The organism is Paenibacillus lycopersici (assembly GCF_010119935.1).
GTDB classification, from domain to species: domain Bacteria; phylum Bacillota; class Bacilli; order Paenibacillales; family Paenibacillaceae; genus Paenibacillus_Z; species Paenibacillus_Z lycopersici.
The window spans coordinates 341,434-363,130 of record NZ_CP048209.1; the positions used below are offsets into that span (position 1 = coordinate 341,434).

19 protein-coding genes are annotated in these 21,697 nt (G+C 61.8%); 11 read left to right on the forward strand and 8 right to left on the reverse strand.

Annotated features, from left to right (window positions below; genetic code table 11):
- Positions 1 to 371: 371 nt before the first annotated feature.
- A complete protein-coding gene (locus GXP70_RS01570) occupies positions 372 to 1,037 on the reverse strand; it encodes a phytanoyl-CoA dioxygenase family protein (protein ID WP_162354864.1) in 666 nt (221 codons plus the stop codon).
- Positions 1,038 to 1,297: 260 nt separating this feature from the next.
- Between GXP70_RS01570 and GXP70_RS01575 the strand changes: the two genes are divergently transcribed.
- From GXP70_RS01575 to GXP70_RS01585, 3 genes are all read left to right on the forward strand, one after another.
- Positions 1,298 to 2,203: an aldo/keto reductase gene (locus tag GXP70_RS01575; protein WP_162354865.1), complete on the forward strand. Its 906-nt coding sequence runs from the start codon at positions 1,298 to 1,300 to the stop codon at positions 2,201 to 2,203.
- Positions 2,204 to 2,412: 209 nt separating this feature from the next.
- Entirely contained in the window at positions 2,413 to 3,219 is an 807-nt protein-coding gene (locus tag GXP70_RS01580; RefSeq protein ID WP_162354866.1) for an alpha/beta fold hydrolase, read from the forward strand.
- Positions 3,220 to 3,245: 26 nt separating this feature from the next.
- Positions 3,246 to 4,232 carry a sensor domain-containing diguanylate cyclase gene (locus tag GXP70_RS01585; RefSeq protein ID WP_162354867.1) on the forward strand — a complete coding sequence of 329 codons (987 nt, stop codon included), beginning with the start codon at positions 3,246 to 3,248 and terminating at the stop codon, positions 4,230 to 4,232.
- Positions 4,233 to 4,626: 394 nt separating this feature from the next.
- Here GXP70_RS01585 and GXP70_RS01590 read toward each other — a convergent pair whose 3' ends face one another.
- Positions 4,627 to 5,619 carry a DUF3895 domain-containing protein gene (locus GXP70_RS01590; RefSeq protein WP_162354868.1) on the reverse strand — a complete coding sequence of 331 codons (993 nt, stop codon included), beginning with the start codon at positions 5,617 to 5,619 and terminating at the stop codon, positions 4,627 to 4,629.
- Positions 5,620 to 5,873: 254 nt separating this feature from the next.
- Between GXP70_RS01590 and GXP70_RS01595 the strand changes: the two genes are divergently transcribed.
- Complete coding sequence (locus GXP70_RS01595; protein ID WP_162354869.1) at positions 5,874 to 6,575, forward strand: tyrosine-protein phosphatase; 702 nt, start codon at positions 5,874 to 5,876, stop codon at positions 6,573 to 6,575.
- 129 nt (positions 6,576 to 6,704) lie between these two features.
- Here the strand turns inward: GXP70_RS01595 and GXP70_RS01600 are convergent, their stop codons facing one another.
- Positions 6,705 to 8,126, reverse strand: a complete 1,422-nt coding sequence (locus tag GXP70_RS01600) for a cytochrome P450 (RefSeq protein WP_162354870.1) — start codon at positions 8,124 to 8,126, stop codon at positions 6,705 to 6,707.
- Positions 8,127 to 8,593: 467 nt separating this feature from the next.
- On the reverse strand, positions 8,594 to 8,917 hold the full coding sequence (locus GXP70_RS01605) for a 2Fe-2S iron-sulfur cluster-binding protein (RefSeq protein ID WP_162354871.1): 324 nt from the start codon (positions 8,915 to 8,917) through the stop codon (positions 8,594 to 8,596).
- A 168-nt stretch (positions 8,918 to 9,085) separates the two neighbouring features.
- Here GXP70_RS01605 and GXP70_RS01610 point away from each other — a divergent pair, with 168 nt between their 5' ends.
- From GXP70_RS01610 to GXP70_RS01630, 5 genes are all read left to right on the forward strand, one after another.
- Positions 9,086 to 9,700 (forward strand): hypothetical protein, encoded by a 615-nt coding sequence (locus tag GXP70_RS01610; protein WP_162354872.1) that lies wholly within the window; start codon positions 9,086 to 9,088, stop codon positions 9,698 to 9,700.
- 118 nt (positions 9,701 to 9,818) lie between these two features.
- Positions 9,819 to 10,199 carry a hypothetical protein gene (locus GXP70_RS01615; RefSeq protein ID WP_162354873.1) on the forward strand — a complete coding sequence of 127 codons (381 nt, stop codon included), beginning with the start codon at positions 9,819 to 9,821 and terminating at the stop codon, positions 10,197 to 10,199.
- Positions 10,200 to 10,392: 193 nt separating this feature from the next.
- Entirely contained in the window at positions 10,393 to 12,669 is a 2,277-nt protein-coding gene (locus GXP70_RS01620; RefSeq protein ID WP_162354874.1) for a glycoside hydrolase family 3 N-terminal domain-containing protein, read from the forward strand.
- Positions 12,670 to 13,026: 357 nt separating this feature from the next.
- Positions 13,027 to 13,812: an RNA polymerase sigma factor gene (locus GXP70_RS01625; RefSeq protein ID WP_225442626.1), complete on the forward strand. Its 786-nt coding sequence runs from the start codon at positions 13,027 to 13,029 to the stop codon at positions 13,810 to 13,812.
- 32 nt (positions 13,813 to 13,844) lie between these two features.
- Entirely contained in the window at positions 13,845 to 14,855 is a 1,011-nt protein-coding gene (locus GXP70_RS01630; protein WP_162354875.1) for a hypothetical protein, read from the forward strand.
- A 1,036-nt stretch (positions 14,856 to 15,891) separates the two neighbouring features.
- Here GXP70_RS01630 and GXP70_RS01635 read toward each other — a convergent pair.
- The 4 genes from GXP70_RS01635 to GXP70_RS01650 all read right to left on the reverse strand — a co-directional run bounded on the left by GXP70_RS01635 (position 15,892) and on the right by GXP70_RS01650 (position 19,557).
- A complete protein-coding gene (locus GXP70_RS01635; protein ID WP_162354876.1) occupies positions 15,892 to 16,863 on the reverse strand; it encodes an aldo/keto reductase in 972 nt (323 codons plus the stop codon).
- Positions 16,864 to 16,929: 66 nt separating this feature from the next.
- Positions 16,930 to 17,781 (reverse strand): NAD-dependent epimerase/dehydratase family protein, encoded by an 852-nt coding sequence (locus GXP70_RS01640; protein ID WP_162354877.1) that lies wholly within the window; start codon positions 17,779 to 17,781, stop codon positions 16,930 to 16,932.
- 95 nt (positions 17,782 to 17,876) lie between these two features.
- Positions 17,877 to 18,815: an aldo/keto reductase family protein gene (locus tag GXP70_RS01645; protein WP_162354878.1), complete on the reverse strand. Its 939-nt coding sequence runs from the start codon at positions 18,813 to 18,815 to the stop codon at positions 17,877 to 17,879.
- A gap of 295 nt (positions 18,816 to 19,110) precedes the next feature.
- Entirely contained in the window at positions 19,111 to 19,557 is a 447-nt protein-coding gene (locus GXP70_RS01650) for a VOC family protein (RefSeq protein WP_162354879.1), read from the reverse strand.
- Positions 19,558 to 19,782: 225 nt separating this feature from the next.
- Here GXP70_RS01650 and GXP70_RS01655 point away from each other — a divergent pair, with 225 nt between their 5' ends.
- Together GXP70_RS01655 and GXP70_RS01660 are read left to right on the forward strand one after the other, a co-directional pair.
- Positions 19,783 to 20,256: a sigma-70 family RNA polymerase sigma factor gene (locus GXP70_RS01655; RefSeq protein WP_263864080.1), complete on the forward strand. Its 474-nt coding sequence runs from the start codon at positions 19,783 to 19,785 to the stop codon at positions 20,254 to 20,256.
- On the forward strand, positions 20,249 to 21,562 hold the full coding sequence (locus tag GXP70_RS01660) for a hypothetical protein (RefSeq protein WP_162354881.1): 1,314 nt from the start codon (positions 20,249 to 20,251) through the stop codon (positions 21,560 to 21,562). The genes GXP70_RS01655 and GXP70_RS01660 overlap by 8 nt, the downstream gene beginning before the upstream one ends.
- The last annotated feature ends 135 nt before the right edge of the window (positions 21,563 to 21,697 follow it).

Below are 21,697 nucleotides of genomic sequence, written 5' to 3' on the forward strand. Positions count from 1 at the left end.
CGCGAAAACCACCGCGTCACCACTGCGTCTGCCAGTCTGCCGGGCGCGAGTTCGCCTGCGATGCCGCTTAGGCTGCTTGAGCAAGCTCGTCTCTATGGGAAGCGGCAGACGATCCGTTATTTTGTCGAAAACGGTGTTTTGGGGCTGGCGACCGGACAGAGGATCCGTTATTGTCGCTGGAATGCGCTATAACGCGGCCATTCAGGCGAAATAGCGAATCTCCTGTCCGCAAGTCGCACGAAAATCAATGCAATCCGGCTAATAACGAATCCCTTGTCCGTTTGCTTGCTTCTTGACGCCTGTTCCGCTGACGCACGGGTTCCTCTATCTTTAACGAAGAAGGCACGACGGGATACCGCCGTGCCTTCTGTCTATTCTAATACGAAAGCGGCCTTGGCCCATCCGTATTCGGGATCGGGCTGGGTGCCGTCCTTGTACGTGGATATAAGCGCCCAACGGTCGGCTCCGGAGCGGTTCGGATAGGAAGCGTGCAGCAGCAAGTCGTGGAACACGATGGCGTCTCCTTTGGCAGCCGGACAATCGACGATGCGCTCCGCATCGATATCTGCTTCGTTCAGGCGATAGATGAATCCGTTATCGTCCGCGACTTCGCCGTTGTGGCTTGCGGTCTCCGCATGCGAGCCGGGCAGAATGCGCAGGCAGCCGTTCGACTCATCGGCGTCGTCCAGCGCGATCCAGACCGAGAGCTTGTGACTGCCGTGCCAGTACGAATAGTCCTGATGCCACGGCGAACCGAAATCGGTGCTCGCGTTCTTGAAGACGAGCTTGTCGTTCATGAACACGACGGACGATCCGATAATCTCCTTCAACGCCTTGGCGAGCTCCGGCGTCTGCGCGGCTTCCTTGAACAGGGGGCTCTCCGCGGTCAAGCCGAGGAACACGCCGCTCTTGTCGACGCCGTGCCGCGCCATGATGGCCGCCGCTTCCGCTTTGAGCGCATCGGCCTCTTCCGGACTGTAGAGCCCTCTCAGGATCACATACCCTTGCTCTTCGAACATTTCTTTGGCCGTGGCCATGTCCGTCTCCTCCTTCTCGATTATCAAGTTATCAAGCTTGCATTCAGTCCGGTTAGCCTACTGCTCCCGTGAATGCGTTTCCAATCTATTGTAATGCGTTTCCATCCGTTAGAAAATGGTCAAATCGGCCAATGCGGTCATGACGGCTTTCATTCATGGGGAGGTTCTAAGAAGGCGGAAGGAGGAACGGCTGACCGCGCGCCTCGCAATCGGCTACAATATAGCTATGAATCATCCATTGATAGAGGGAGGAACCCTGCATGAAAATGAACCAACTCGGCCGGTCCGGCCTGCTCGTCGGCGAGATCGGGCTAGGCTGCATGTCGCTGGGGACGGAGGAACAGAAGGCCGTCGCGATCATTCACGAGGCGCTGGAACGGGGCGTCAATCTGCTCGACACGGCCGATCTCTATGACGGCGGGCGCAACGAGGAGCTTGTCGGCAGCGCCATCCGGGGACGGCGCGAGCAGGTCGTGCTCGCTACCAAAGTCGGCAACCGGCGGATACCCGGGCAATCGGGCTGGAGCTGGGATCCGTCGAAGGCGTACATATTGTCGGCGGTGAAGGACAGCCTGCGCAGGCTCGGCACGGATTACATCGATCTGTACCAGCTGCATGGCGGCACGCTGGACGATTCCGTCGACGAGACGATCGAGGCATTCGAGCAGCTGAAACGAGAGGGCGTCATCCGTGCCTACGGCATTTCGTCGATCCGCCCGAACGTGATCCGTGAATACGCCGCGCGTTCCGGCATCGCCAGCGTCATGAGCCCGTACAGCGTCGTGGATCGGCGCGGCGAGGAGACGGTGTATCCGCTGCTGCAGGAGAAGGGCATCGGCGTCATCGCCCGAGGGCCGCTCGCGAGCGGCGCATTGGCGGCCGGCCGCGAGCCGTCGAAGCCCGTTACGGATTACGAGCCGGGGGAGCTCGCGGCGCTTCGCGAGCAGCTGGGGCGGTTGACCGGCCCAGATCGGAGCTTGACTCAGCTGGCGATCCGCTATTCGCTCAGCCATCCGGCTGTCGCCACCGTCATTCCGGGCGCCAGCTCGCGCGAGCAGCTGCTGCAAAATATTTCCGCTGCCGGCGCGCCGCCGCTGTCCGAGGAAGAAATCGCGCTCGTGCGGCGCTTGAGCAAAGCGAACAAGTATACGCTGCACCGCGAGTAGGGTAAGAACATGAAGAAGAGCTGAAGGATGAAGGGCTGCTCGCGGCAGCCCTTCTTTCTTTTGTTCGGCGTGATATCCGGATCGATAGGGTCCGAAGCGGGCTGGCGTTCAAGTTGAAGATCGACAAAACAGGCAGTCGGTTCAACAAAATTCGCCATATCCCGATATAATAGAGACAATGTGAAGTTCAAGAGATGGGGGGCTGCGCCATGACGCATAATGTCTTGGAACGCAACAATGTCAACATCTTCGGCCACGGCAGCCAAACGATCGTCTTCGCCCACGGCTTCGGCTGCGATCAAGCCATGTGGCGCCTGGTCGTCCCGCGGTTCGAAGAACGGTACCGGATCGTGCTGTTCGATTACGTGGGCTCGGGCAAATCCCGGCTCGATGCGTATGATCTCGCAAAATACGGCGACCTGAACGGTTACGCGCAGGACGTGCTGGATGTTATGGAAGCGCTCGAGCTGCGCGACGTTATCTTCGTCGGGCACTCGGTCAGCGGCATGATCGGCATGCTCGCATCGATCCGCGAGCCGCGCTACTTCGAGCGCATCGTCATGCTTGGGCCATCTCCGCGGTACATGAACGACCTGCCGGACTATTACGGCGGCTTCGACAAGCGCGATATCGATGAATTGCTCGCGATGATGCAGATGAATTTCATCGGCTGGGCCAGTTATCTGGCGCCGATCGTCATGCAGAATGCGGAACGGACAGAGCTGGCGGCGGAACTGGAGGAAGCCTTCTGCTCCCGGGATCCGCAGATTGCCAGGCAGTTCGCGGAGGTGACGTTCATGTCGGATTGCCGCCTCAGCCTGCAGCAGTCCGAGGTGCCGACGCTCATCGTGCAATGCGCGGACGACAGCATCTCGCCGGCGGAGGTCGGAGAGTACCTGCATGACCATTTGAAGAACAGCAAGCTTGAACGGATGTCGGCCAGAGGGCATTATCCGCATCTGAGCCATCCGGAAGAAACCGCCCGCGTCATCCATGCGTATTTGGCCGGCGCATAGGGCGGGATAGAAAGGCGGTCGCCAACATGGATATACAATTGGACACGGCGCCTTGCGGCTACGTCTCGCTCTCGGATGCGGGCATTATTCTGTCGGTGAACCAGACGTTCGCGCATATGCTCGCTTGCGAGCGGGACGAGCTGTTCGGCCGCCATATCGAATCCGCGATGTCCGTCACGAACAAGCTGTTCTTCCATACGTACTTCTACCCGTACATCCGGCTGTACGGGCATGTGAACGAAATGTGCTTCTCGCTGCGGACGGGCGGGGGCGAAGAGGTGCCCGTGCTGTTGAACGGCGTGCGGCAGGAACGCGGCGGCGTCGCGGTGATCGACTGCGTCGTGCTGCTGATGCGCAAGCGGATGGAATACGAGAAGGACATGCTCCTGACCAAGAGCCGGCTGGAAGAGCTGTATCGGGCGACGAACGAAGCGAACAAGCGGCTCGAGCAGCTGCATGCAGAGTATGAACGCAAGCAGCAAGAGCTGATGCTCGTCAATGAACGGCTGGAAGCGATGGCCTCGACAGATCCGCTGACGGGACTTCGCAACCGGCGGCATTTCCAGGAGAGCCTGCTTGCGAATCTCGCGTCCTTCCGGGCTTCGGGCGAGCCGTTCTCGCTGCTGATCTTCGATATCGATCATTTCAAGCACATCAACGATACGTACGGGCATCCCGCAGGCGATAGGATGCTTGTGAATCTGGCCGGGCTGCTGCAATCGCTGTCCCGGGCGGGCGATATCGTCGCGCGGTTCGGAGGCGAGGAGTTCGTGGCCATCCTTCCGGCAACCGGCCGCGAGGAGACGATGCTTCGGGCGGAGGCGTACCGTGCCGCAGCCGCCGACGCGGCATGGGAAGCGCAGCGGATCACGATCAGCATCGGCGCGGCGACCGCGTCGGCGGCGGATACGGAGGAGACGATCCTGCATCGCGCCGATCTGGCGCTCTATGCTTCCAAGCATGGCGGGCGCAACCGGTCGACGCATGCCGACCACATGCCGGCGGGCGGGTAGCCAGGCGGCATGTGCGGTCAGGTGTGCGGATAGCCGGCGGCATGTGCGGTCAGGTGTGCGGATAGCCGGCGGCATGTGCGGTCAGGTGTGCGGATAGCCGGCGGCATGTGTAGTCAGGTGAGCGCGTAGCTGGCGGTATGTGTAGTCAGGCGGACGGATAGCCGGCGGCATGTGTAGTCAGGTGTGCGGATAGCCGGCGGCATATGTAGTCAGGCGGACGGATAGCCGGCGGTAAGTGCAGGCAGGCGGGCGGGCAGCCAGGCGGCATGTGCGGTCAGGCGGGCGCTGCCTGGGCGGCAGAATGCCGTCCGCCGCGGGCATCGAGCTCGGTCAACCCCGTCAGCCAAGCGCGGCGCCAGCCTGCGCCTTGGCGCCTTGGACGTCGGGCTGGCGGCTACAGCCCGATATAGATGCGATCCTCCCACGAGCGTTCCAATAGGCGGGCTTTGCCTGCCTCGACCTGAAGATCCAGGTACGCGGAGACGGCGGTATGGATATGGGGCTTGCCGCTCAGGAAGCGCGTATCGTCCGCCAAGCGCCGTTCGATCAAGCTTTCGCACACGGCCGCGGCGCTGATGCGCATGCGCATGCCCAGCGCGCGGTCAACGACTTCCCTCGCTGCCGGCGGCAGGAACAGCGGATCGCTCGACCGTACCGCTTCAAGCGCCGCCTGGCCGGGGGACGGCAGTTCGTCGAACAGCAGCGAGAATTGATCGTTCTCCGCGCTGATACCGGACGGCGTCTCGTATAGCCTGTTCAAGGACGAGCGGGTAGCGGACGTTCCGGAAGCCTGCTTGGCCGTCTCCCGTTCGCTCGTGTGCTGGCGGATCTTGTTGCGCAGCCGCAGCGCTTGTCTGGCTAACAGCGGAAGCCCGATATTCAGATGCGCCTGCATATCGCCAGGCAGCTCCAGACCTTCCGGCAGCGGCAGGAATACCGCGTCGGCCAGCTGCCAGCCGTCCCTGAATTTGACGATGATCTCGTTCATCTCCTCGTCGAGCACGTCGAAGCCGGCTTGAATGGCGGTGATCGTCTTGGCGTCGATGCCGGTATGCATCTGCAGATGCGTAATGCCGAAGTGGCGGGTCGTGTTCGTCGGCCGGTGGAAGACGTGATGCTGGTAGCGCAGCGGATGGCCGCACTCGCAGCGGGTTGCCGCCGACACGGCTCCGCCGTCGGTAAACCCCAGGTAATCCCACTCGTCGAGAAACGCTTCCACTTCCTCGTAAGTCGCGTCGTCCGGAATGAATTGGCTTTTTCGCTTGGCCAGCAAGCGGGCGAACACCGTTTTGCGCCCTCGCTCAAGCGTGTGGTGGATGAAATGGCGCTGTTCGTCGTTCATGGTCGCCAAGATCCGGTCCCGTTCCTCAATGGTCATGGTCTTCATGCGCGCTCACCTGCATTTACATGGGAATGAATTTCCGCGTTTTCGTTGACCCCATATTACCAAACATCCGTTCTGGCGGATAGAGCCGCGAATCGCGAACGGATTATTTTTTCGGCGATCTATTAAGTCCTTGCCGGAATTGGTATATGATGAGAAAACGAAGGTAGGCTGCAAGCGCAAGGGAGCATTCAGGGGCAGCGCGCCTCCCGGGCGGGAGTGCGCGTTGTCGATAACAAAGGGATGAGGTGTCTGCTATGATCGATATTCATTGCCACATTTTGCACGGCGTCGACGACGGCGCGAAGGATCTGGAAGAGTCGGTTGCCATGGCTCGTATCGCATATGAGGACGGCATTCGGGACATTATCGCAACGCCGCATTTCAACGAGCTGTTTCTTATCACGGCGGATATCGTCGAGCGCAAGCTGGAAGAGCTGCAGGCGGAGCTGGATCGCCGGCGGGTCGCTATCCGGCTTCATCCGGGCAACGAGTTTCGGCTGGAGAACAAGGCATTCATCGAAGCGCATTTGAAGCAAGGCGACTACCGGCATCTGGGCAGAAAGAAGAGCCATCTCCTCATGGAGCAGCGCTGGACAGACTACGAAGCGGATTCGCCGGAGATCGTCGAGCGGCTGTTGGATGCCGGCGTCAGGCCGGTGCTGGCGCATCCGGAGCGGCATTTCTTCTTCCGCGAGGATCCGGCGCTTCTGCAGCGGCTGATCGAGCTCGGCATCTGGACGCAGGTGTCGGCGGACAGCCTGATCGGGGTGAACGGGCCGGAAGCGCAGCAGTTCGGGCGCTGGCTGATCGAAGCGGGCTTGGCGCACACGCTCGCGACCGATGCCCATAACGTGAACCGCAAGCCGAACCTGAGCGCCGGGATGGCGGTGTTCGAGGAGATCGCCGGCACCGAAGCGCGGGCGGCGCTCGAGGCCCGGATGAACAGCATCGTGTAAACCGGAAGGAAGATGCATGCGGGGTTCAGAATCGGGATCGTTCGTCGGAGAAGGCCGGAGACGACACCGGAATAAGGAAGGCCGGGAATCGCCGCGTTCGAGCAACGCGGCCGTTCCCGGCCTTTGCTTCTACTCGGGGGAAGACTCATCCGCGGCTTCTTCGGCCGGCGCGGATGCCGCAGCCGCTCGGCTTACGGACCCGCCTGCGGTTCTGCGGCGGGGAATCATCATGCGGCCGCCCTTGATGCGAAGCGAGACCAGCGGCTCGGGCACGGCGTCGCCCTGTCCCGGCACGGAGACGAAGTCGAACCGCTCCGCGAGCGTGCCGAGAATCAGCACCGCCTCCATCAGCGCGAACTGCGAGCCGATGCACCCTCTCGTCCCGCCGCCGAAAGGGAAGTACGCGAAGCGCGCCCAGCCGGCCGCGCCGTCTTCGAACCGGCCGGGGCGGAACGCCTCCGCGTCCCCGAATACCGCCTTGCTGCGGTGAATCGCATAGGGGCTGATCAAGAAGCTGCTCCTCTCCGGGAAGCGGTCGCCGAGCATGTCCAGGCCGGATGCCGATTCCCGGAGAATCGCCCACGCCGGCGGGTACAGCCGCAGCGTCTCCTGAATGACGTGCCTGGCGTACGTCAGCTCCCGATAGAGATCGGAACCCGTTCGCCGCTCCCCGTCCCTACGCTCCCGCATGCGGACGGCATCCAGCTCGCGGCGAAGCTTGCCGGCGGCGTCCGGTGTGCGCTCCAAGCTATACCACGCCCACACGAGCGCGTTGGCCGTCGTCTCGTGGCCGGCCAGCAGCATCGTCATCATCTGGTCGCGGATTTCGGTATCCGCAATCGGCCGGCCGTCTTCGTCCGTCGTGTCGAGCAGCAGGCCGAGCAGGCTGTCCGCATAGGCCCCGGGATTGCGGCGGGCGGCGCCGATCGCGCCGTATACCATGCCCTCCAGCGTCCGAATCGCCCGCCGGTGCGCGAGGTTGCCCGGGGTCGGCCAACCGAACGGCAGGATCACCGGCGAGAAAATCGTGCTTGCCGTGTGGCGGATCGTGACGTCGACCGCGTCGGCGAGCGCCGCTTTGTCCCGCGCCAGCTCGGTGTGGAACATCGTTCTGGCGATAATGCCGAGCGTCAGCTGCATCATGACGTCATGGATCGGCACGGGCGCGCCGTCCGTCAAGGAGTCGGCGAGGCGCTCCGTTTCCTCGATGACGACCTCGGCGTAGCGGTTGATCCGTTCTTTGTAGAAGGCCGGCGTCAGATACCGCTTCTGGTGCCTGTGCGCCTCGCGCTCGGCCGTAAGGAGGCCGTCGCCGATCGTGCGCCGCAGCACGCCGGCGCTGCGGCCTTTGCGCAGCTTGTCTTCCTGGAGAACGAGGATTTCCTGCACGAAGTCGGGCGAGTTGATAATGTACGTCGGCTGGAACGAGCTGGTACGCAGCGAGACGACGTCCCCGAGCGGGAAGGCGTCGACGAGAAAGCCGAGCGGATCGCGCTGGAACCGGAAAAAGTTCGAAACCCGGGAAGAAGGAATATCGACGATGCGCGTCATGACGTTAAGGCAGCCTCCTTATAAGCTCGATGCCGATTCGTAGGGCGAGCGGCCGTTATGCCGTCGCGCAACCGTATCGGGCAGAAGATCGGTTATGGGTTGTAAAAGGTTAACAAACGCATAGGCATGCTGCTTATTCGAGTCTAGCACGCCGGCCGGCGAGGTTCAAACGGCGCTGCCGGGCGGGGCCCGCCGCTGATGAAGGCCACCCGATGCCGGCCCGCAGGCCAGAGGCCGCGCCCAGCATACCGCCACGGCGCCTACGGCCGCCGCCCAGCATACCGCCTTGGCGTCCACGGCCGCCACCAGGCCCGACGGTCCGACCGCCCCGCCAACGCAAAAACAGGCCAGCCAGGAATCCTCCGGCTGACCTGATCATGCGATAAAAGCCGGCCTCCCCGGGCGGGGAGCGCTCGGCCTGCTTTGCCTGCCCGCAGCCAAGGCAGCCTTGACTGCAGCGCCGCGCCTTAGTCTTGAGGACGCGGGCCGGCGTCCAAGCCCGTCGAAGCCGTCGTCTTGATCAGCTTGACCGTCAGGTCGCCATGTACGTGAACCTGGCAGGACAGCCGGACGGAGGCGTCCTCGATGCCTTTGTTCGCGCGAACGGCCGCTTCCGCTTCGCCGATGCCGCCGGCGTTTCCGGAGACGATCTCCACCGCGCACGTCGTGCAGCGGGCATTCCCGCCGCAGCGGTGAAGGATATCGATTCCGCCGTCCTCCAGCGCAAGGACAAGCTTCTGGCCTTCCTGAGCTTCAACGGGCGCTCTGCCTTCGATTTGTACGGTTGGCATGTTGATTTCCTCCTCTTGGCATACTTCATTCATCGTTACCGGATTGCTTGTCTATTAAACCATTCCGCGGCGCGATTAGGAAGAGGAAGGTTGCTCCCGAAGGCTTATTGCGATACACTCTATGCCACCAAAGGGTACTGGCGAACGGATACAGAAGGAGGGACAGGCATGCGGTTGTTTCGGATCAAAGCCGGCGCTGCGGGGGCGGGCGGCTTAGCGGAGTATTTGGAACATTGCTATATCGGCTGCGGAATGCCGGGCATCGGCGATGCCGGCTCGCTGGGCTTGGAGGAGATCGTCAGGCGAATGGCAGAGGCGCCGAGCCCGGGCGTACAGGGACTGGAGCGGCGGGCGGAGGAGCTTCTTGCTTTCGCGCAAGTCATGCAGGACGGCGATCATATCATTGCCTACGACGGCGAGCGGATGGCGCTCGGCGACCTTGGCGACTACTACTACATCGAACAATTCGACAACGACGAGGATCGCAGCGGCCATCGGCGCGGCGTGACATGGATCCGGAGCTTGCAGCGCGAAGACTTGCACCCGGAGCTGCTCGCCTTCCTCGCCGAGGACGGAGAGATCGGCCAATTCGGACGGGCGCTGGACATGGAGGAGCTGGAACGGCTGCTGACGCGTCCTGCGGCGCCAGGGGGCACGATGCCGATCGACGAAGCTACGATTCGAGAAGCGCTGGACATCCTGAAAGCGGCGATGCGGAGCGGGGACCCGGAACGACGCGAGCGTGCGGCGATCGCGATTTTGCAGGCTGCCGGGCGGCTTTAGCTTGCCGGCAGCCGTCCGATGCGCCGTCCTGTCCTCCGCGCATAGTTCTTCGGAGCGGGGCGCACACTATTGGGGTCATTTGCCAAGTATGCCATCATCGCGCACCGGAGGGATTATCATGTCAGAACGAACGGTATTCGCCTATTTCAATACGCCCGACCAAGCGAAAGCGGCACTGGAGCAGCTTCGCGGGCTGAAGCTGGTCGACTATGCGATCGAACGGATCGACGGCTATGCGGGCCTCGGCATTCAGAGCCTGGATAAACTCGGCGCGACCATTACCGGCGATTTTCCCGGCTTGGGCTATCTGACGCTCGGCGGCGACTTCGACGGTCCCGATGCCGGCATCCTGGCCGGCTCCAGCGTCAGCGCAAGCGGGTACAGCTCGGGCGGTCCCGAGAATCGGGTCACGGGGCGGGATATCATGCTCGTCGCGATCGTGGAGGAAGAAGACTACGAGCGGGCGGACGAGATCGTCCGGGCGGCGGGCGCGTTGTAAGTCCGGCCGTCAGAGGAAGCGTGCGAGCTTCGGCGCTTCGCACAGGAAGCCGCAGCGGAATGCCGCTGCGGCTTTTTTGTCATGTCCGCGGTCCGATCCCATTGGCAGATCATTCCGCCCGAGCAACCTTTCATTCCTTGCCGGCGTATAAGGTACACGGCAATCTATCGTAATTAGGAGTGAAAGAAGCGAGATGACATTCAAAACAACCGCGGTCGGGATAGCCGCAGTGCTGTTCGGCTCGTTATGCATCTGGGCGGGAGGCGCCTCCGCGGCGGAGAAGTTTACCGATCTGCAGCACGCGCAGTGGGCGGAGGACAGCATTCAGTATCTATCGAATCGCGGAACGGTGGCCGGCTACGGCAACGGACGGTTCAACCCGGACGGAGCGGTTACCCGCGCCCAGGCGATCGCGTTCATGGTGCGGGAGCTGTACCCGCAGGGACTCCCGGCAGCCGGCAGCGGCGCCGCTTATACCGATGTCCCGCCGTCGCATCCGTTCTATCGGGAGATAGCGGCGGCGGCATCACGAGGGCTGGCCGGAGGATTCCCGGACGGCACCTTCCGTCCGGAAGCGCCGGTCACCCGCGCGGAGACGGCGGCTTTCCTCGCCCGCGCCTACGCGCTGAAGGCAGGCAATCAGGCGATGCCGCTCTCCGACGCGGAGACGTCCTGGGCGGCCGAGCCGATTCGCCTCATGAGCTCGAACGGCCTGATCGGCGGCTACGCGGACGGCACGTATCGCCCGAATCGGTCCGTGACGCGGGCGGAGTTCACGGTATTCATGACGCGGATCATCCGTTTCGAACGGGAGACGGCCATTCAAGCGAAGGATTGGGATAAGCTGCTGTCGTACATGACGCTCAATGAACAGGTCGGACAGATGCTGATGCCGGATATCCGCATGTGGAACGGGCAGCCGACGACGTCCGTCAACGACGGGCTGAAGGCGATCGTCCATGAGCAGGCGCCGGGAGGCTTTATTCTGTTCGACAAGAACATCGTCGACGCGAAGCAGATGGCGACGCTGACCGACGGGCTGCAAGCGGAAGAAGCGAAGGCGGGCGACATTCCGCTCTTCCTCGGCGTCGACCAGGAGGGCGGCGTCATCAAGCGCATTCCCGGCGGCACCAATTTGCCCGGCCAAATGGCGCTAGGCGCAACTGGCGACGCGGAGCTCGCCGAGCAGGCGGGCAAGCTGACGGGCGAGGAGCTGAAGGCGCTCGGCGTGCAGCTGAATTTTGCGCCGGATCTGGACGTGAACAGCAACCCGGACAACCCGATCATCGGTAAGCGTTCGTTCGGCTCCGACCCGGACCTGGTGTCGCGCCTCGGCCTTGCGGCGATGAAGGGGCTGAAGGAAGCGGGCGTTATCGCGGCGGTGAAGCATTTTCCGGGGCACGGGGATACGACGGTGGACTCCCATCTGGGTCTGCCCGTGCTGATGCATGACCGCGACCGGCTGGACGCAGTGGAACTGAAGCCGTTCAAAGCCGCCATTGCGGGCGGGGTGGATATGATCATGACCGCGCATATCGCTTTTCCCGCCGTGGACGACACGCATGTCGCCTCCTTGAAGGACGGCAGCAGCGTGCCGATTCCTGCGACGATGTCGAAGAAAGTGCTGACGGGCCTTCTGCGGGAGGAACTGGGCTTCAAAGGGATTATCATCTCCGACGCCTTCACGATGAACGGCATCGCGGAGCATTTCGGCGAATCGCAGGCCGTGGAACGGGCCGTGAATGCGGGCGTGGACATCATTCTCATGCCGCAGGACCCGGCCGCCGCGCAGCAAGCGCTGGTGAAGGCGATTCGGAACGGTTCCGTTCCGGCGGATCGCATACATGAATCGGTGAAGCGCATCCTGTCGCTCAAGGCGAAGTACGGGCTGTTCGAGCAGCGAGAGCGCTTGTCCGACAGGCTTGCGGCAGTGAAAACCGTCATCGGGTCGGACGTGCACCGGCAGGTGGAGCGGACGATCGCGGAACGCGCGGTGACGCTGCTGGCCGGTCGCGACGGGAAACTTGCGGATCTCATTCGAACGGGAGATCGCGTGGTTATCGTCGCGGCCGACGAAGAGCAGGCGCAACAGCTCGAGAGCCAGCTGGCGCAGGCGGGCGCTTCGATGCGGCTGAAGACGCAAGCCGTCATCATGAAGCCGGGCGCGTCGAATGCGTCGGCGCTGTCTGCGATCGACACGGCGGATTATGTCGTTGCGGCGTCCTATCAGTTCCGCAACGCGGCGAGCCAGTTCAGCTGGGGCGATACGCAGGCAGTCATCGACGAGCTGAACAAGCGGGAGAAGCGCTACGCGCTGCTGTCGCTCGGCAATCCGTACGAGCTGCAGTACGTGAACCATGTGAAATCGGCCCTTGCTGTCTATGGCAAAGAAGCGCCCAATACGGCTGCGGCCGTACGCGCGCTGCTCGGCCAGCTGGAGCCACGGGGCGTGCTGCCCGTCGCTTCCTAAGCGGCAGGTAAGGCAACATATCGAATCGGAACGAAGCGAACGGAATCGGACCGGCCAATGCTCCTATTCGGGGCTCGGCCGGTCTTTGCCTATGATGCAGGATTTGCAGCGGCGCAAGAGAATGTAACAGGTGGCGCCGTTAATGGACAGGCATCGAGCGGAGCCATGAGAGCGAGCTCGGAGAACGGCGAGAACGGCAGGAACGGCAGGAACGGCAGGAACGGCAGGGACGACAGGGACGACAGGGCATACTTCCACTCCATCCGCGATTTGCGCGGATTCTTTATTTCCATGCTCAAGATGATAGGTTACCGCTTCCTATGGCATCTATGCATTATCCGGGACAGGAGGAGTAGGATGCCGCATGTCGAGATGAATGGGTTGATCGGAACGAAACCAATGACCGAGGCCGCGAACGCGGCCAAGAAGCATGCCGACCGCGAGCTGGTCGAGCGGGCGCGCGGAGGGGACCAAGAGGCGTTCGGCGAGCTGGTTCGGGCCCACCGGGCCGAAGCCTACGGGTGGGCGAACCGCATAGCGAGGGACGCGTATTTGGCCGAGGACATCGTACAGGATGCGCTTATTCGCGCCTTTCTGCACATCGGCACGCTGGCGGATACCCGCCGGTTTCTGCCCTGGCTGCAGACGATTATCCGCAATCAGGCGTATATGAAGCTTCGCCGCGGCGGGCCGTACGGCAAAGAACGGACTTTCGCCAGTCTCGCCGCGCAAAGCGGTTATTCGGACGATCACGCTGCCGGGGAAAGCGATGCCATGGACTGGGGAGATATCGACCGGATCTTGTTCCGGATGTCCCGGTCCGCCGTCCGAGAAGCGTACAACAGCGAAGATATGGCCGGCGGCATGCTTCGCATGGAATTAATGGAGCAGCTGCGGGCGCTGCTGCACGGTCTCACCAAGCGCGAGCGTCACGTCTTCGAAGCGCATTTCTTCGGCGAGCTCCCGCCCGGAGAGATTGCCCGATTGTTCGACACGACGACCGCGAACGTGTACAATCTGTTGTCCCGTTCCCGGGCGAAGGTTCAGAAGGAGCGTATCCGCTTCGCCATTCGGCTGTATGTGAAGCATCGGGCCGAGACGGGGCAGAGGCGGGTCCATATTTTGCGCAGCCCGCAAATGTGAACCCGCAAATTTCGATTGGAAGGAGAAGCGGCATGAATGAAGCCAACGGCCCTGCATTAAAGGATTGGACGAAGACATGGACGAGCGCCGCGGCCGCGATCCACGGCGCCGTCTCCTACACGGACAAGCAGCACTACTCCTTAGTCGACGTCATGGGCATTACCGGGCATGCTTTCCGAATCAACATCGATCCCGACCATATCGATGTCGCGGGTCCCACCATGTTTCCGGGCGGCTATCTGATTCGGCGCAATCTGTGCAACCTGGGGTTTATCAGCAATCTCTCGGATACGGTGAAGCCTTATATGCCGGAAACGGTCGAGAAGGTGCTTGGCTTAATTCAGCAATCGATCGATCGGGGAATTCCGGCCATCGGGTTCGACCTCTTCTTGCCGGAGTTCGGGCTCATCTACGGTTACGATGACGAGCAGCAGGTCTTTCACGCCAAGGATGTCTCGACGGAAGGGACGATATCGTATACCGATTTCGTGGAGAAGCGGGATATGCTCTGGGTGACGACCATCAACGAGAGTCTCCCCCACTCCAAATACGAGACGCTGCGCATGGCGCTCGATATGATCGCGGATCATGCGCGGGGACGGGAGTGGCAGCATATTTTCGAAGGGAAGTACCGGATCGGCCTTGCCGGATACGATGCCTGGATCGCCTGCATGGAGAGCAAGAGAGCGGATCCCTTCGGCAATGCCTACAATATCGCGGTCGTCAGCGATGCCCGCGAATATGCCGCGCAATTTCTAAGCGAGCTCGCGATCCGCTGGAATGGAGCGAACGTGATCGAGCGCACGGTACGAAAATTGGCTGCGGAGGCGGCGGTGCATTATGCCAAGACGGCTGCGGCTCTGGTTGAGATGCGCGAGCTGTTCCCTTTTCCCCAGGGCGGGCAGCCGGGCGACCCGGCAGTCGCCGAACAGGCGGTCCAGCTGCTCAGCACGGCCAAGGAAGCCGAGGCGCTAGGGGTGAAAGTCTTGGAACGGCTGCTCGATTTCATGAAGGCGTACTGGTCGGAAACCTGGATTAACTGATTAGGGGCGGAACAGGGCGCGGATGGAGAGCCGGGGGGCAGGCGCGTTAGTTCAGCGGAGCTTCTGGAAGCCAACAAGCCGAGCGGGAAATCGGGAGCATGCTCCCGTTCTCGCTCGGCTTATTAGGCTGCGTGCGGCCTGACCCGGCTGGGCGGGCAAGCGGTTCCGTTTGCAGCGGCGTGGGCGGCCGAAAAGCTGCCGTCCGGCAGCAATTCCTGCTCAAAGCGTCGCGGGCGCTCGCAAAAGCTGCCGCTGGGCAGGGATTCTCGCCCGAAGGGGCGCGGCGCCCACAAAAGCTCCCGGGCGGCAGAAATTCTCGCCCGAAGGGGCGAGAACGTCTGCAAAAGCTCCCGCCCAGCAGTAGACTTGCAAAGAATCTCTCGCACCTGCCGCAGAAAAGCAATCAGTCGAAAAGTTGCTACTCCGACAACTTTACCCGCCTCAGACGGGTAAAAACACCGGAAAAGTTGCTACTCCGACAACTTTACCCGCCTCAGACGGGTAAAAACACCGGAAAAGTTGCTACTCCGACAACTTTACCCGCCTCAGACGGACAAAAACACCGGAAAAGTTGCTACTCCGACAACTTTACCCGCCTCAGACGGGTAAAAACACCGGAAAAGTTGCTACTCCGACAACTTTACCCGCCTCAGACGGGTAAAAACACCGGAAAAGTTGCTATTCTGATAACTCTACCTGCCACAGACTGAAAAAATACGGATAAAGTTGCTGCTCCGGCAACTTTATCCGCCTCCAGACGGGCAAAAATGCTGGAAAATTGTTATTCTGACAACTTTACCCCTGCCGGGAAGGAATTCCCGCTCGGAGCGGCGCAAGCACCTGCAAAAGCTCCCGCCGGGAAGGAATTCCCGCTCGGAGCGGTGCAAAGCCCGCAAAAGCTCCCGCCGGGAAGGAATTCCCGCCCGAAGCGGCGCAAGCGCCCGCAAAAGCTCCCGCCGGGGAAGAATTCCCACCCGAAGCGGCGCAAGCGCCCACCCAGGCAGTCCCTTCCCCCTCGGACACCAGCCGCAGCATGCTAGCCCTGATAGAAATTCCGGTCCCAGCGATGTCCCTTGAGCTTGCTCAGCTTCTCTTGGGACAGTCCTTGTCCGTCGCCGACCCGCATGTTGCGCTCGACGTTGCTGACCGTGCGCATGCCCGGGATGACCGTCGAGACGGCCGGGCTGCTGAGCACGTAGCGCAGCGCGGTTTCGGCCATCTCGTGGACGGCGATGCCGAGATCGGAAGCGATGGCCTGCACGCGGTCGTACACCTCGCGCTTGCGATCGCCCCGGAAGTAGCTGCCTCGGAAGTCGTTCGCGTCGAACGTCGAATCGGGCGTAATGCGCCCCGTCAGCCCGCCCTCGTCGAGCGCCACGCGGACGATTACGCCCACGTTATGCTTCTCGCACGCTTGCAGCAGCCCGTCCTCCGGACTTTGGTCGAAAATGTTGTAAATCACCTGGACGGTGTCGACGACGCCGGTTTCGATCAGCTTGATGGCGTTGCTTGCCTGGTGGTCGTTGATCGACACGCCGAAATTGCGGATTTTGCCCTGTTCCTTCAGCTGCTGCACGGCCTCCAGCCAGCTGCCGCGGCCGACCCATTCGTCGGACCAGACGTGAAGCTGCTGCACGTCGATCGTTTCCAGGCCGAGGTTGCTCAGGCTTCGCTCGGTGCAGGCGATGATATGTTCCGCCGGAAATGCGTCATCCGGCGAGATGCCGGATGGCGCCGGCCATTTGCCGTTCTTCGGCGGGATCTTGGTCGCAACGTAGATCGGCTGCGAGTGCGCCTTGACGGCTTGGCCGACCAGCCGCTCACTGTGGCCGTCGCCGTATGCCAGCGCGGTATCGATGAAATTGAGCCCGAGCTCGATCGAGCGGTTCAGCGCTTGCAGCGACTCGTCATCGGAAGCGCCGATCCAGCTCGATTTGCCGATGCCCCATGCGCCATAGCCGATTTCCGAGATATTCAAGCCCGTCTTCCCTAGTGTGCGATAATTCATCCTGTATTCCTCCTCCGTATCGTAGCCCCGTTGAACTGTCAGCGTCCTATCCTCGTGCTGCCTGTCTTATGCTTCTGTCACGTAATTCCGCCAGGCATGCTTCGGCGTCCAGCCGAGCAGCGCTTTGGCCCGCGCGTTGCTGAGCAGCGATTCGAAGCCGTTCATCGGCTCGCGGAATTCGCTCACCTCCGGGAACTGCTCGGCAAGCAGCTGCCTGCTCGGAATGGCCATGCTCGTATCGTCGGCCGCGAGGTTGATCGCGACCGAGCCGAGCCCGTCCTTCTCGATCGCAAGCCGGCACGCTTCCGCGATGTCCCGCGTATCGACGTAGCTCCACAGAATGCGGTCGCGCTGGGCCGAGTCGTGGATGAAGGACGGGAACAGCGCGTAGCGCTCCGGCGGAATGACGTTGCCGATACGCAGCGAGACGACCTGCATGCCGGTGCGGCGGTGGAACATGTCCGCCGTCTGTTCGTTGACGACCTTGGACAAGCCGTAGCTGTCCTGCGGCAGCTGCGGATGGTCCTCGTCGACCGGCACGTAGGACGGGCCGAACCGGTTGACCGCGAACACGACGCCGTAGGACGATTCGCTGGAGGCGATGACCGCCTTGCGGATGCCGAGTCCCGCGGCCGCTTCGAGAATGTTGTAGGTGGACATGACGTTGTTCTGGAACGTCACGTCGCTTGTCCGGATATGCGCGGCGGGAATGGCGGCCAGATGCACGACGGCATCCGCGCCGGCGAGCGCGTTGTAAACCTCGCCAAGATTGTTCAAATCCACGAGCAGCGTCGGGCATGCCTCTTCCTGCGGACGGACCGAATCCACGTTCACGACTTCGTAGCCCTGCTCCACGAAATGGTGGACGACCCAACGGCCGAGCATGCCGCTGCCGCCGGTCACGACGACTTTCGCCATAGGTTATTCCTCCTTGCGGGCTTTTCTGCCGCTTCTTGTTGTGTTCCTGAATATTGCATGCACAATACGTATGTGGAATGCCGAAGGCCTTTCGTCTAGGCCAGAATGCTCTCGATCCGTTCCAGGGCCTCGGCCGGCAGCACGATACCCGACGCCGCGGCGTTCTCCGTCACTTGCTCCGGGCGGCTTGCGCCGATCAGGGCGCTGGAGACGTTGGGCTGACGCAAAATCCATGCGAGCGCCAGCTGGCTGACCGTGATTTGCAGCTCGGACGCGACGGCGCCGAGCTGCTGCACTTTGGCGATGGCCGATTCGCTGATGCTCTTGCGCACCCAATCGAGCTTGGCCGCGCGGCTGTCCGCCGGCATGTCGTTCGCCGAGTTGTATTTGCCTGTCAGCAAGCCTTGCGCGAGCGGCGAGAAGACGACTTGTCCGATACCGTTCTGCGCGCTGATCGGGATGATGTCCTTCTCGATATAGCGGTTGAACATATTGTAAACGGGCTGGTTGACGACGATCCGGTCGAGCAAATAACGATCCGCCGCCGCCAAGCCTTCGGCAATGTTCGCCGCCGTCCACTCGCTGATGCCGACGTAGAGCACTTTGCCCTGGCGTACCAGGTCGTCGATGGCTCGAAGCGTCTCCTGCACCGGCGTTTCCGGATCGAAACGATGACAGTACAGGATGTCCACATAGTCCAATCCAAGCCGTTTCAGGCTGGCGTTCGCCTGTTCCGTAATATGCTTGCGCGAGAGGCCGCGGTCGTTCGGGCCTTCGCCCATTTTGCCGAATACTTTCGTGGCCAGTACATACGATTCGCGCGGATAGTTCCGCAGCGTTTCGCCGACGACGATTTCCGCTTCGCCGCGCTCGTACACGTTTGCGGTGTCGAAGAAGTTAATGCCTTGATCGTAGGCGGTTTCGATCGCCTTCACCGCGTTTTGCTTCTCGACATAGCCGCCGTAGGTCAGCCAGCTGCCCAAACTGATCTCGCTTACTTTCAGACCGCTGCCGCCCAATCTCCGATATTGCATCGCAACTTCGCCTCGTTTCATCTGAATTGTCGGCTTCGTGAAAGCCCAGTTCTAGTATAGAAGTTCCCTGAAATCTCTGAAAGTAGTGAATATATCTTGCATTAATGAGGCGAGGGATACCTACTATACTTTGATGTCGGAGTAGACGGAGAGGGGAACGTTGGCATCGGGCAGGCGGAAGCCGAGTATGGCATGACATCGGGGCAGGCGGAGCGCGGCATGACAAAAAGCCGGATGCCCCGGGCATCCGGCCAGTAATTTGCGGCCGTCCTTGCGTCACGTCGCGCAGACGGGCTTACGGCGACTCGGCGAGCACGGCTCCCCACGCTTCGGGATGGACGTCGCGCACATGCTTCGCGAAGATCCACGCATGCCCCTCGGGATCGGCGGCGACGTAGTGCCGCTCGCCATACTCCGTATCCCGGAGCTCCTCCAGGATACGGGCGCCCGCGCCGAGCGCTTGCCGGTAGTGCGCATCGACGTCCGGCACGAGAATCATCGTCTGCTGCGTGCAGCCGCCCAGCCTGGCGGGGCTGGTCGCCCCCTGCCCCGGACTCTTGAGCATGACCCACGCCTCGCCGAGATAGAGAAGCGCGCCATGCGGCGTGCCGTCCGGCAGCGCGAAGCGGAAGCGTTCGGCGAAACCGAACGCCTCCCGCAGCCAAGCCGAGGCCGCAGCCACGTCTTCATAGTAAATATGAGGCAGTATAATGTTTGCCGGAACGGAACGATTGTGGAGCATGATCAGCACCTCCGCGTAATGGTGATGCCAGTATACCACAACCATTCCAATTGTTGGGCGAGTGCGGGGAACGATCCCGGCGTACGAAAAGTTGGTATCGAATGAAGCCAAACGGAACGTTCCCGCGTCTAATGATTAGATGCAGACGTACAAGCGAAGAGGGTGGTTGCAATCATTGATCGGGTCATGCGGGCCCGGCGGGGCGACGAAACGGCGTTCTTGGCGATGTTTCAACACTATGAGGCGGATTTGTACCGCACGGCGTACGCGTATGCGGGCAATCCGGAGGACGCGCTCGATATCGTGCAGGAGACGGCCTATCGCTCCTTCAAAGCAATCGGAGGCTTGAAGGAGCCGAACTATTTCAAGACATGGCTCATCAAAATCGCCATGAGCTGCGCCGTCGACCTGCTCCGCAAGCGCAAGCAGGAGGCGGTCTTGAGGCCGGAGTACGCCGAGGCGATGGCCGTTGCCGGCGAGGACGAGGATCTGCCGCTCTCGCTTTCGCTGCAGGCTTGGATCGAGGCGCTCAATGCGGACGAGAAGCATGTGATTCTGTTACGCTTCTATTACGATTACACGATCCGCGAAGTAGCGGAAATGATGGACATCCCGCTCGGCACGTGCAAGTCGCTGCTCTACCGGGCGTTAAGAAAGCTGCGCAAGCGGGCGGAGGACGAGGAGGATGCATATGCCTGACGACAATCCATTGAAGAAGCGGCTGAATGCCGTTCCGATTCCGCCGGAGCTCGGCGAGCGGAGCCGGCTCGGCGTCATGCAGGCAGCGCGGGAGAAGCGGGCGAGCAGGCTTCGCGGGAGGAGCCGGTCCAAACGCCGGACAGCGGCGGTCCTGGCGGCGGCAGCCATCTTGATACTGACGGCGCTGCTGATGAATCATACGAAAGTATGGGCGTCCATCCAGAAGGCGCTGCAGTTCGTCCCCGGAATCGGCGTCGTCGAGGAGGAGAACGCGGAAGCGGAGCGTTATGTGCTGAAGCAGCCGATAACCGTCGAGACGGGCGGCGGCCGGATTCTGATTACCGGATTCCAATCCGATGCCAACATGACCTATATCACGATGGCGGGCAGCAATGCGCGGCAGTTCGAATCGGTCACCTTAATCAACGAGCAGGGCGCGACTTTCCAGGTGAGCCGCTCGATGGCGACATGGGGCGGTTCCGAGTGGAATGCTTCGTTCTGGCAGAAGGGCAAGCTGGACTTGAAGGGGCATATCGTCATGCGGCTCCCGGTCAATCCCGACATCGACGTGCAGGTGACGCTGGAGCGGGCGAAGTCGGTGGGCAGCTATGCCGATCTGGGCGAGACGGTCACGGCGAACGGGCTGCCGATAACGCTTATCGCCGACAGGCAGGGCGATAAAGCGCTGATCTCGATGGTCACGCCGCCGCGCGCCGACTATCGCATGCTCGATTACGGCATTGACGGCGTCTACATGCACGACGAGCGCTTGAAGCTTCATGTCGCGGACGATACCGGCAAGGAGGCCGCGATCGAGAAAATCCCGGGCTTGAGCAGCCCGGCCGATAAGTTCGATTTCCCGCTGTCGGCGCAAGCCAGCGGCTATACGGTGACGCTGCCCGAGGTCAGCGCCACGTATGACGACGAGGTCGATATACGCGTGCCGACCGCCGCGAACGAGCGGTTAAACCAAACGTTCGAGATCGCCGGATTCCCGGTCACGATTACGAAGGTCGAGCGGACGGCCGGCGATCCGAACGGGATTCGTCTCTATCTCGATCTGCATTATGACGAGCATGCCCCCGCGTCGCTGTATGATTTCAGCGTGGACGCCTTGAGCAGCATGGCGAAGCTGGACGAGAAGACAGGCGCAATCGTATATATGGAATTTCAAGCCGAGCCAGGCAGCCGCTACGTGAAGCTGAAGCTCGTCCGGCCGCATGTCGTTATTCGGGGGCCGTGGACCTTCCATATCAAAGCGGAGCAGCTGCAGGGCGTGCAGCGTGCATCGCAGGCCTCCGAATGAAGAGGGACGAAGGCGCGAAGCAATGCGGCGTACGTTCCGATTCGCTCCGCAACGGCTGCGTTCGGTTACCCGGCAGCACGGAACGGCGCCAGCGGCTGCGTTAACATTACCGGCCTCCATTCCGGCCAATTCGGC

Bases quoted from the DNA above. Each gene is read 5' to 3' on its own strand.
- GXP70_RS01570 (WP_162354864.1), bottom strand. From the start codon at position 1,037: ATGGCCACGGCCAAAGAAATGTTCGAAGAGCAAGGGTATGTGATCCTG.
- GXP70_RS01575 (WP_162354865.1), top strand. From the start codon at position 1,298: ATGAAAATGAACCAACTCGGCCGGTCCGGCCTGCTCGTCGGCGAGATC.
- GXP70_RS01580 (WP_162354866.1), top strand. From the start codon at position 2,413: ATGACGCATAATGTCTTGGAACGCAACAATGTCAACATCTTCGGCCAC.
- GXP70_RS01585 (WP_162354867.1), top strand. From the start codon at position 3,246: ATGGATATACAATTGGACACGGCGCCTTGCGGCTACGTCTCGCTCTCG.
- GXP70_RS01590 (WP_162354868.1), bottom strand. From the start codon at position 5,619: ATGAAGACCATGACCATTGAGGAACGGGACCGGATCTTGGCGACCATG.
- GXP70_RS01595 (WP_162354869.1), top strand. From the start codon at position 5,874: ATGATCGATATTCATTGCCACATTTTGCACGGCGTCGACGACGGCGCG.
- GXP70_RS01600 (WP_162354870.1), bottom strand. From the start codon at position 8,126: ATGACGCGCATCGTCGATATTCCTTCTTCCCGGGTTTCGAACTTTTTC.
- GXP70_RS01605 (WP_162354871.1), bottom strand. From the start codon at position 8,917: ATGCCAACCGTACAAATCGAAGGCAGAGCGCCCGTTGAAGCTCAGGAA.
- GXP70_RS01610 (WP_162354872.1), top strand. From the start codon at position 9,086: ATGCGGTTGTTTCGGATCAAAGCCGGCGCTGCGGGGGCGGGCGGCTTA.
- GXP70_RS01615 (WP_162354873.1), top strand. From the start codon at position 9,819: ATGTCAGAACGAACGGTATTCGCCTATTTCAATACGCCCGACCAAGCG.
- GXP70_RS01620 (WP_162354874.1), top strand. From the start codon at position 10,393: ATGACATTCAAAACAACCGCGGTCGGGATAGCCGCAGTGCTGTTCGGC.
- GXP70_RS01625 (WP_225442626.1), top strand. From the start codon at position 13,027: ATGCCGCATGTCGAGATGAATGGGTTGATCGGAACGAAACCAATGACC.
- GXP70_RS01630 (WP_162354875.1), top strand. From the start codon at position 13,845: ATGAATGAAGCCAACGGCCCTGCATTAAAGGATTGGACGAAGACATGG.
- GXP70_RS01635 (WP_162354876.1), bottom strand. From the start codon at position 16,863: ATGAATTATCGCACACTAGGGAAGACGGGCTTGAATATCTCGGAAATC.
- GXP70_RS01640 (WP_162354877.1), bottom strand. From the start codon at position 17,781: ATGGCGAAAGTCGTCGTGACCGGCGGCAGCGGCATGCTCGGCCGTTGG.
- GXP70_RS01645 (WP_162354878.1), bottom strand. From the start codon at position 18,815: ATGCAATATCGGAGATTGGGCGGCAGCGGTCTGAAAGTAAGCGAGATC.
- GXP70_RS01650 (WP_162354879.1), bottom strand. From the start codon at position 19,557: ATGCTCCACAATCGTTCCGTTCCGGCAAACATTATACTGCCTCATATT.
- GXP70_RS01655 (WP_263864080.1), top strand. From the start codon at position 19,783: ATGTTTCAACACTATGAGGCGGATTTGTACCGCACGGCGTACGCGTAT.
- GXP70_RS01660 (WP_162354881.1), top strand. From the start codon at position 20,249: ATGCCTGACGACAATCCATTGAAGAAGCGGCTGAATGCCGTTCCGATT.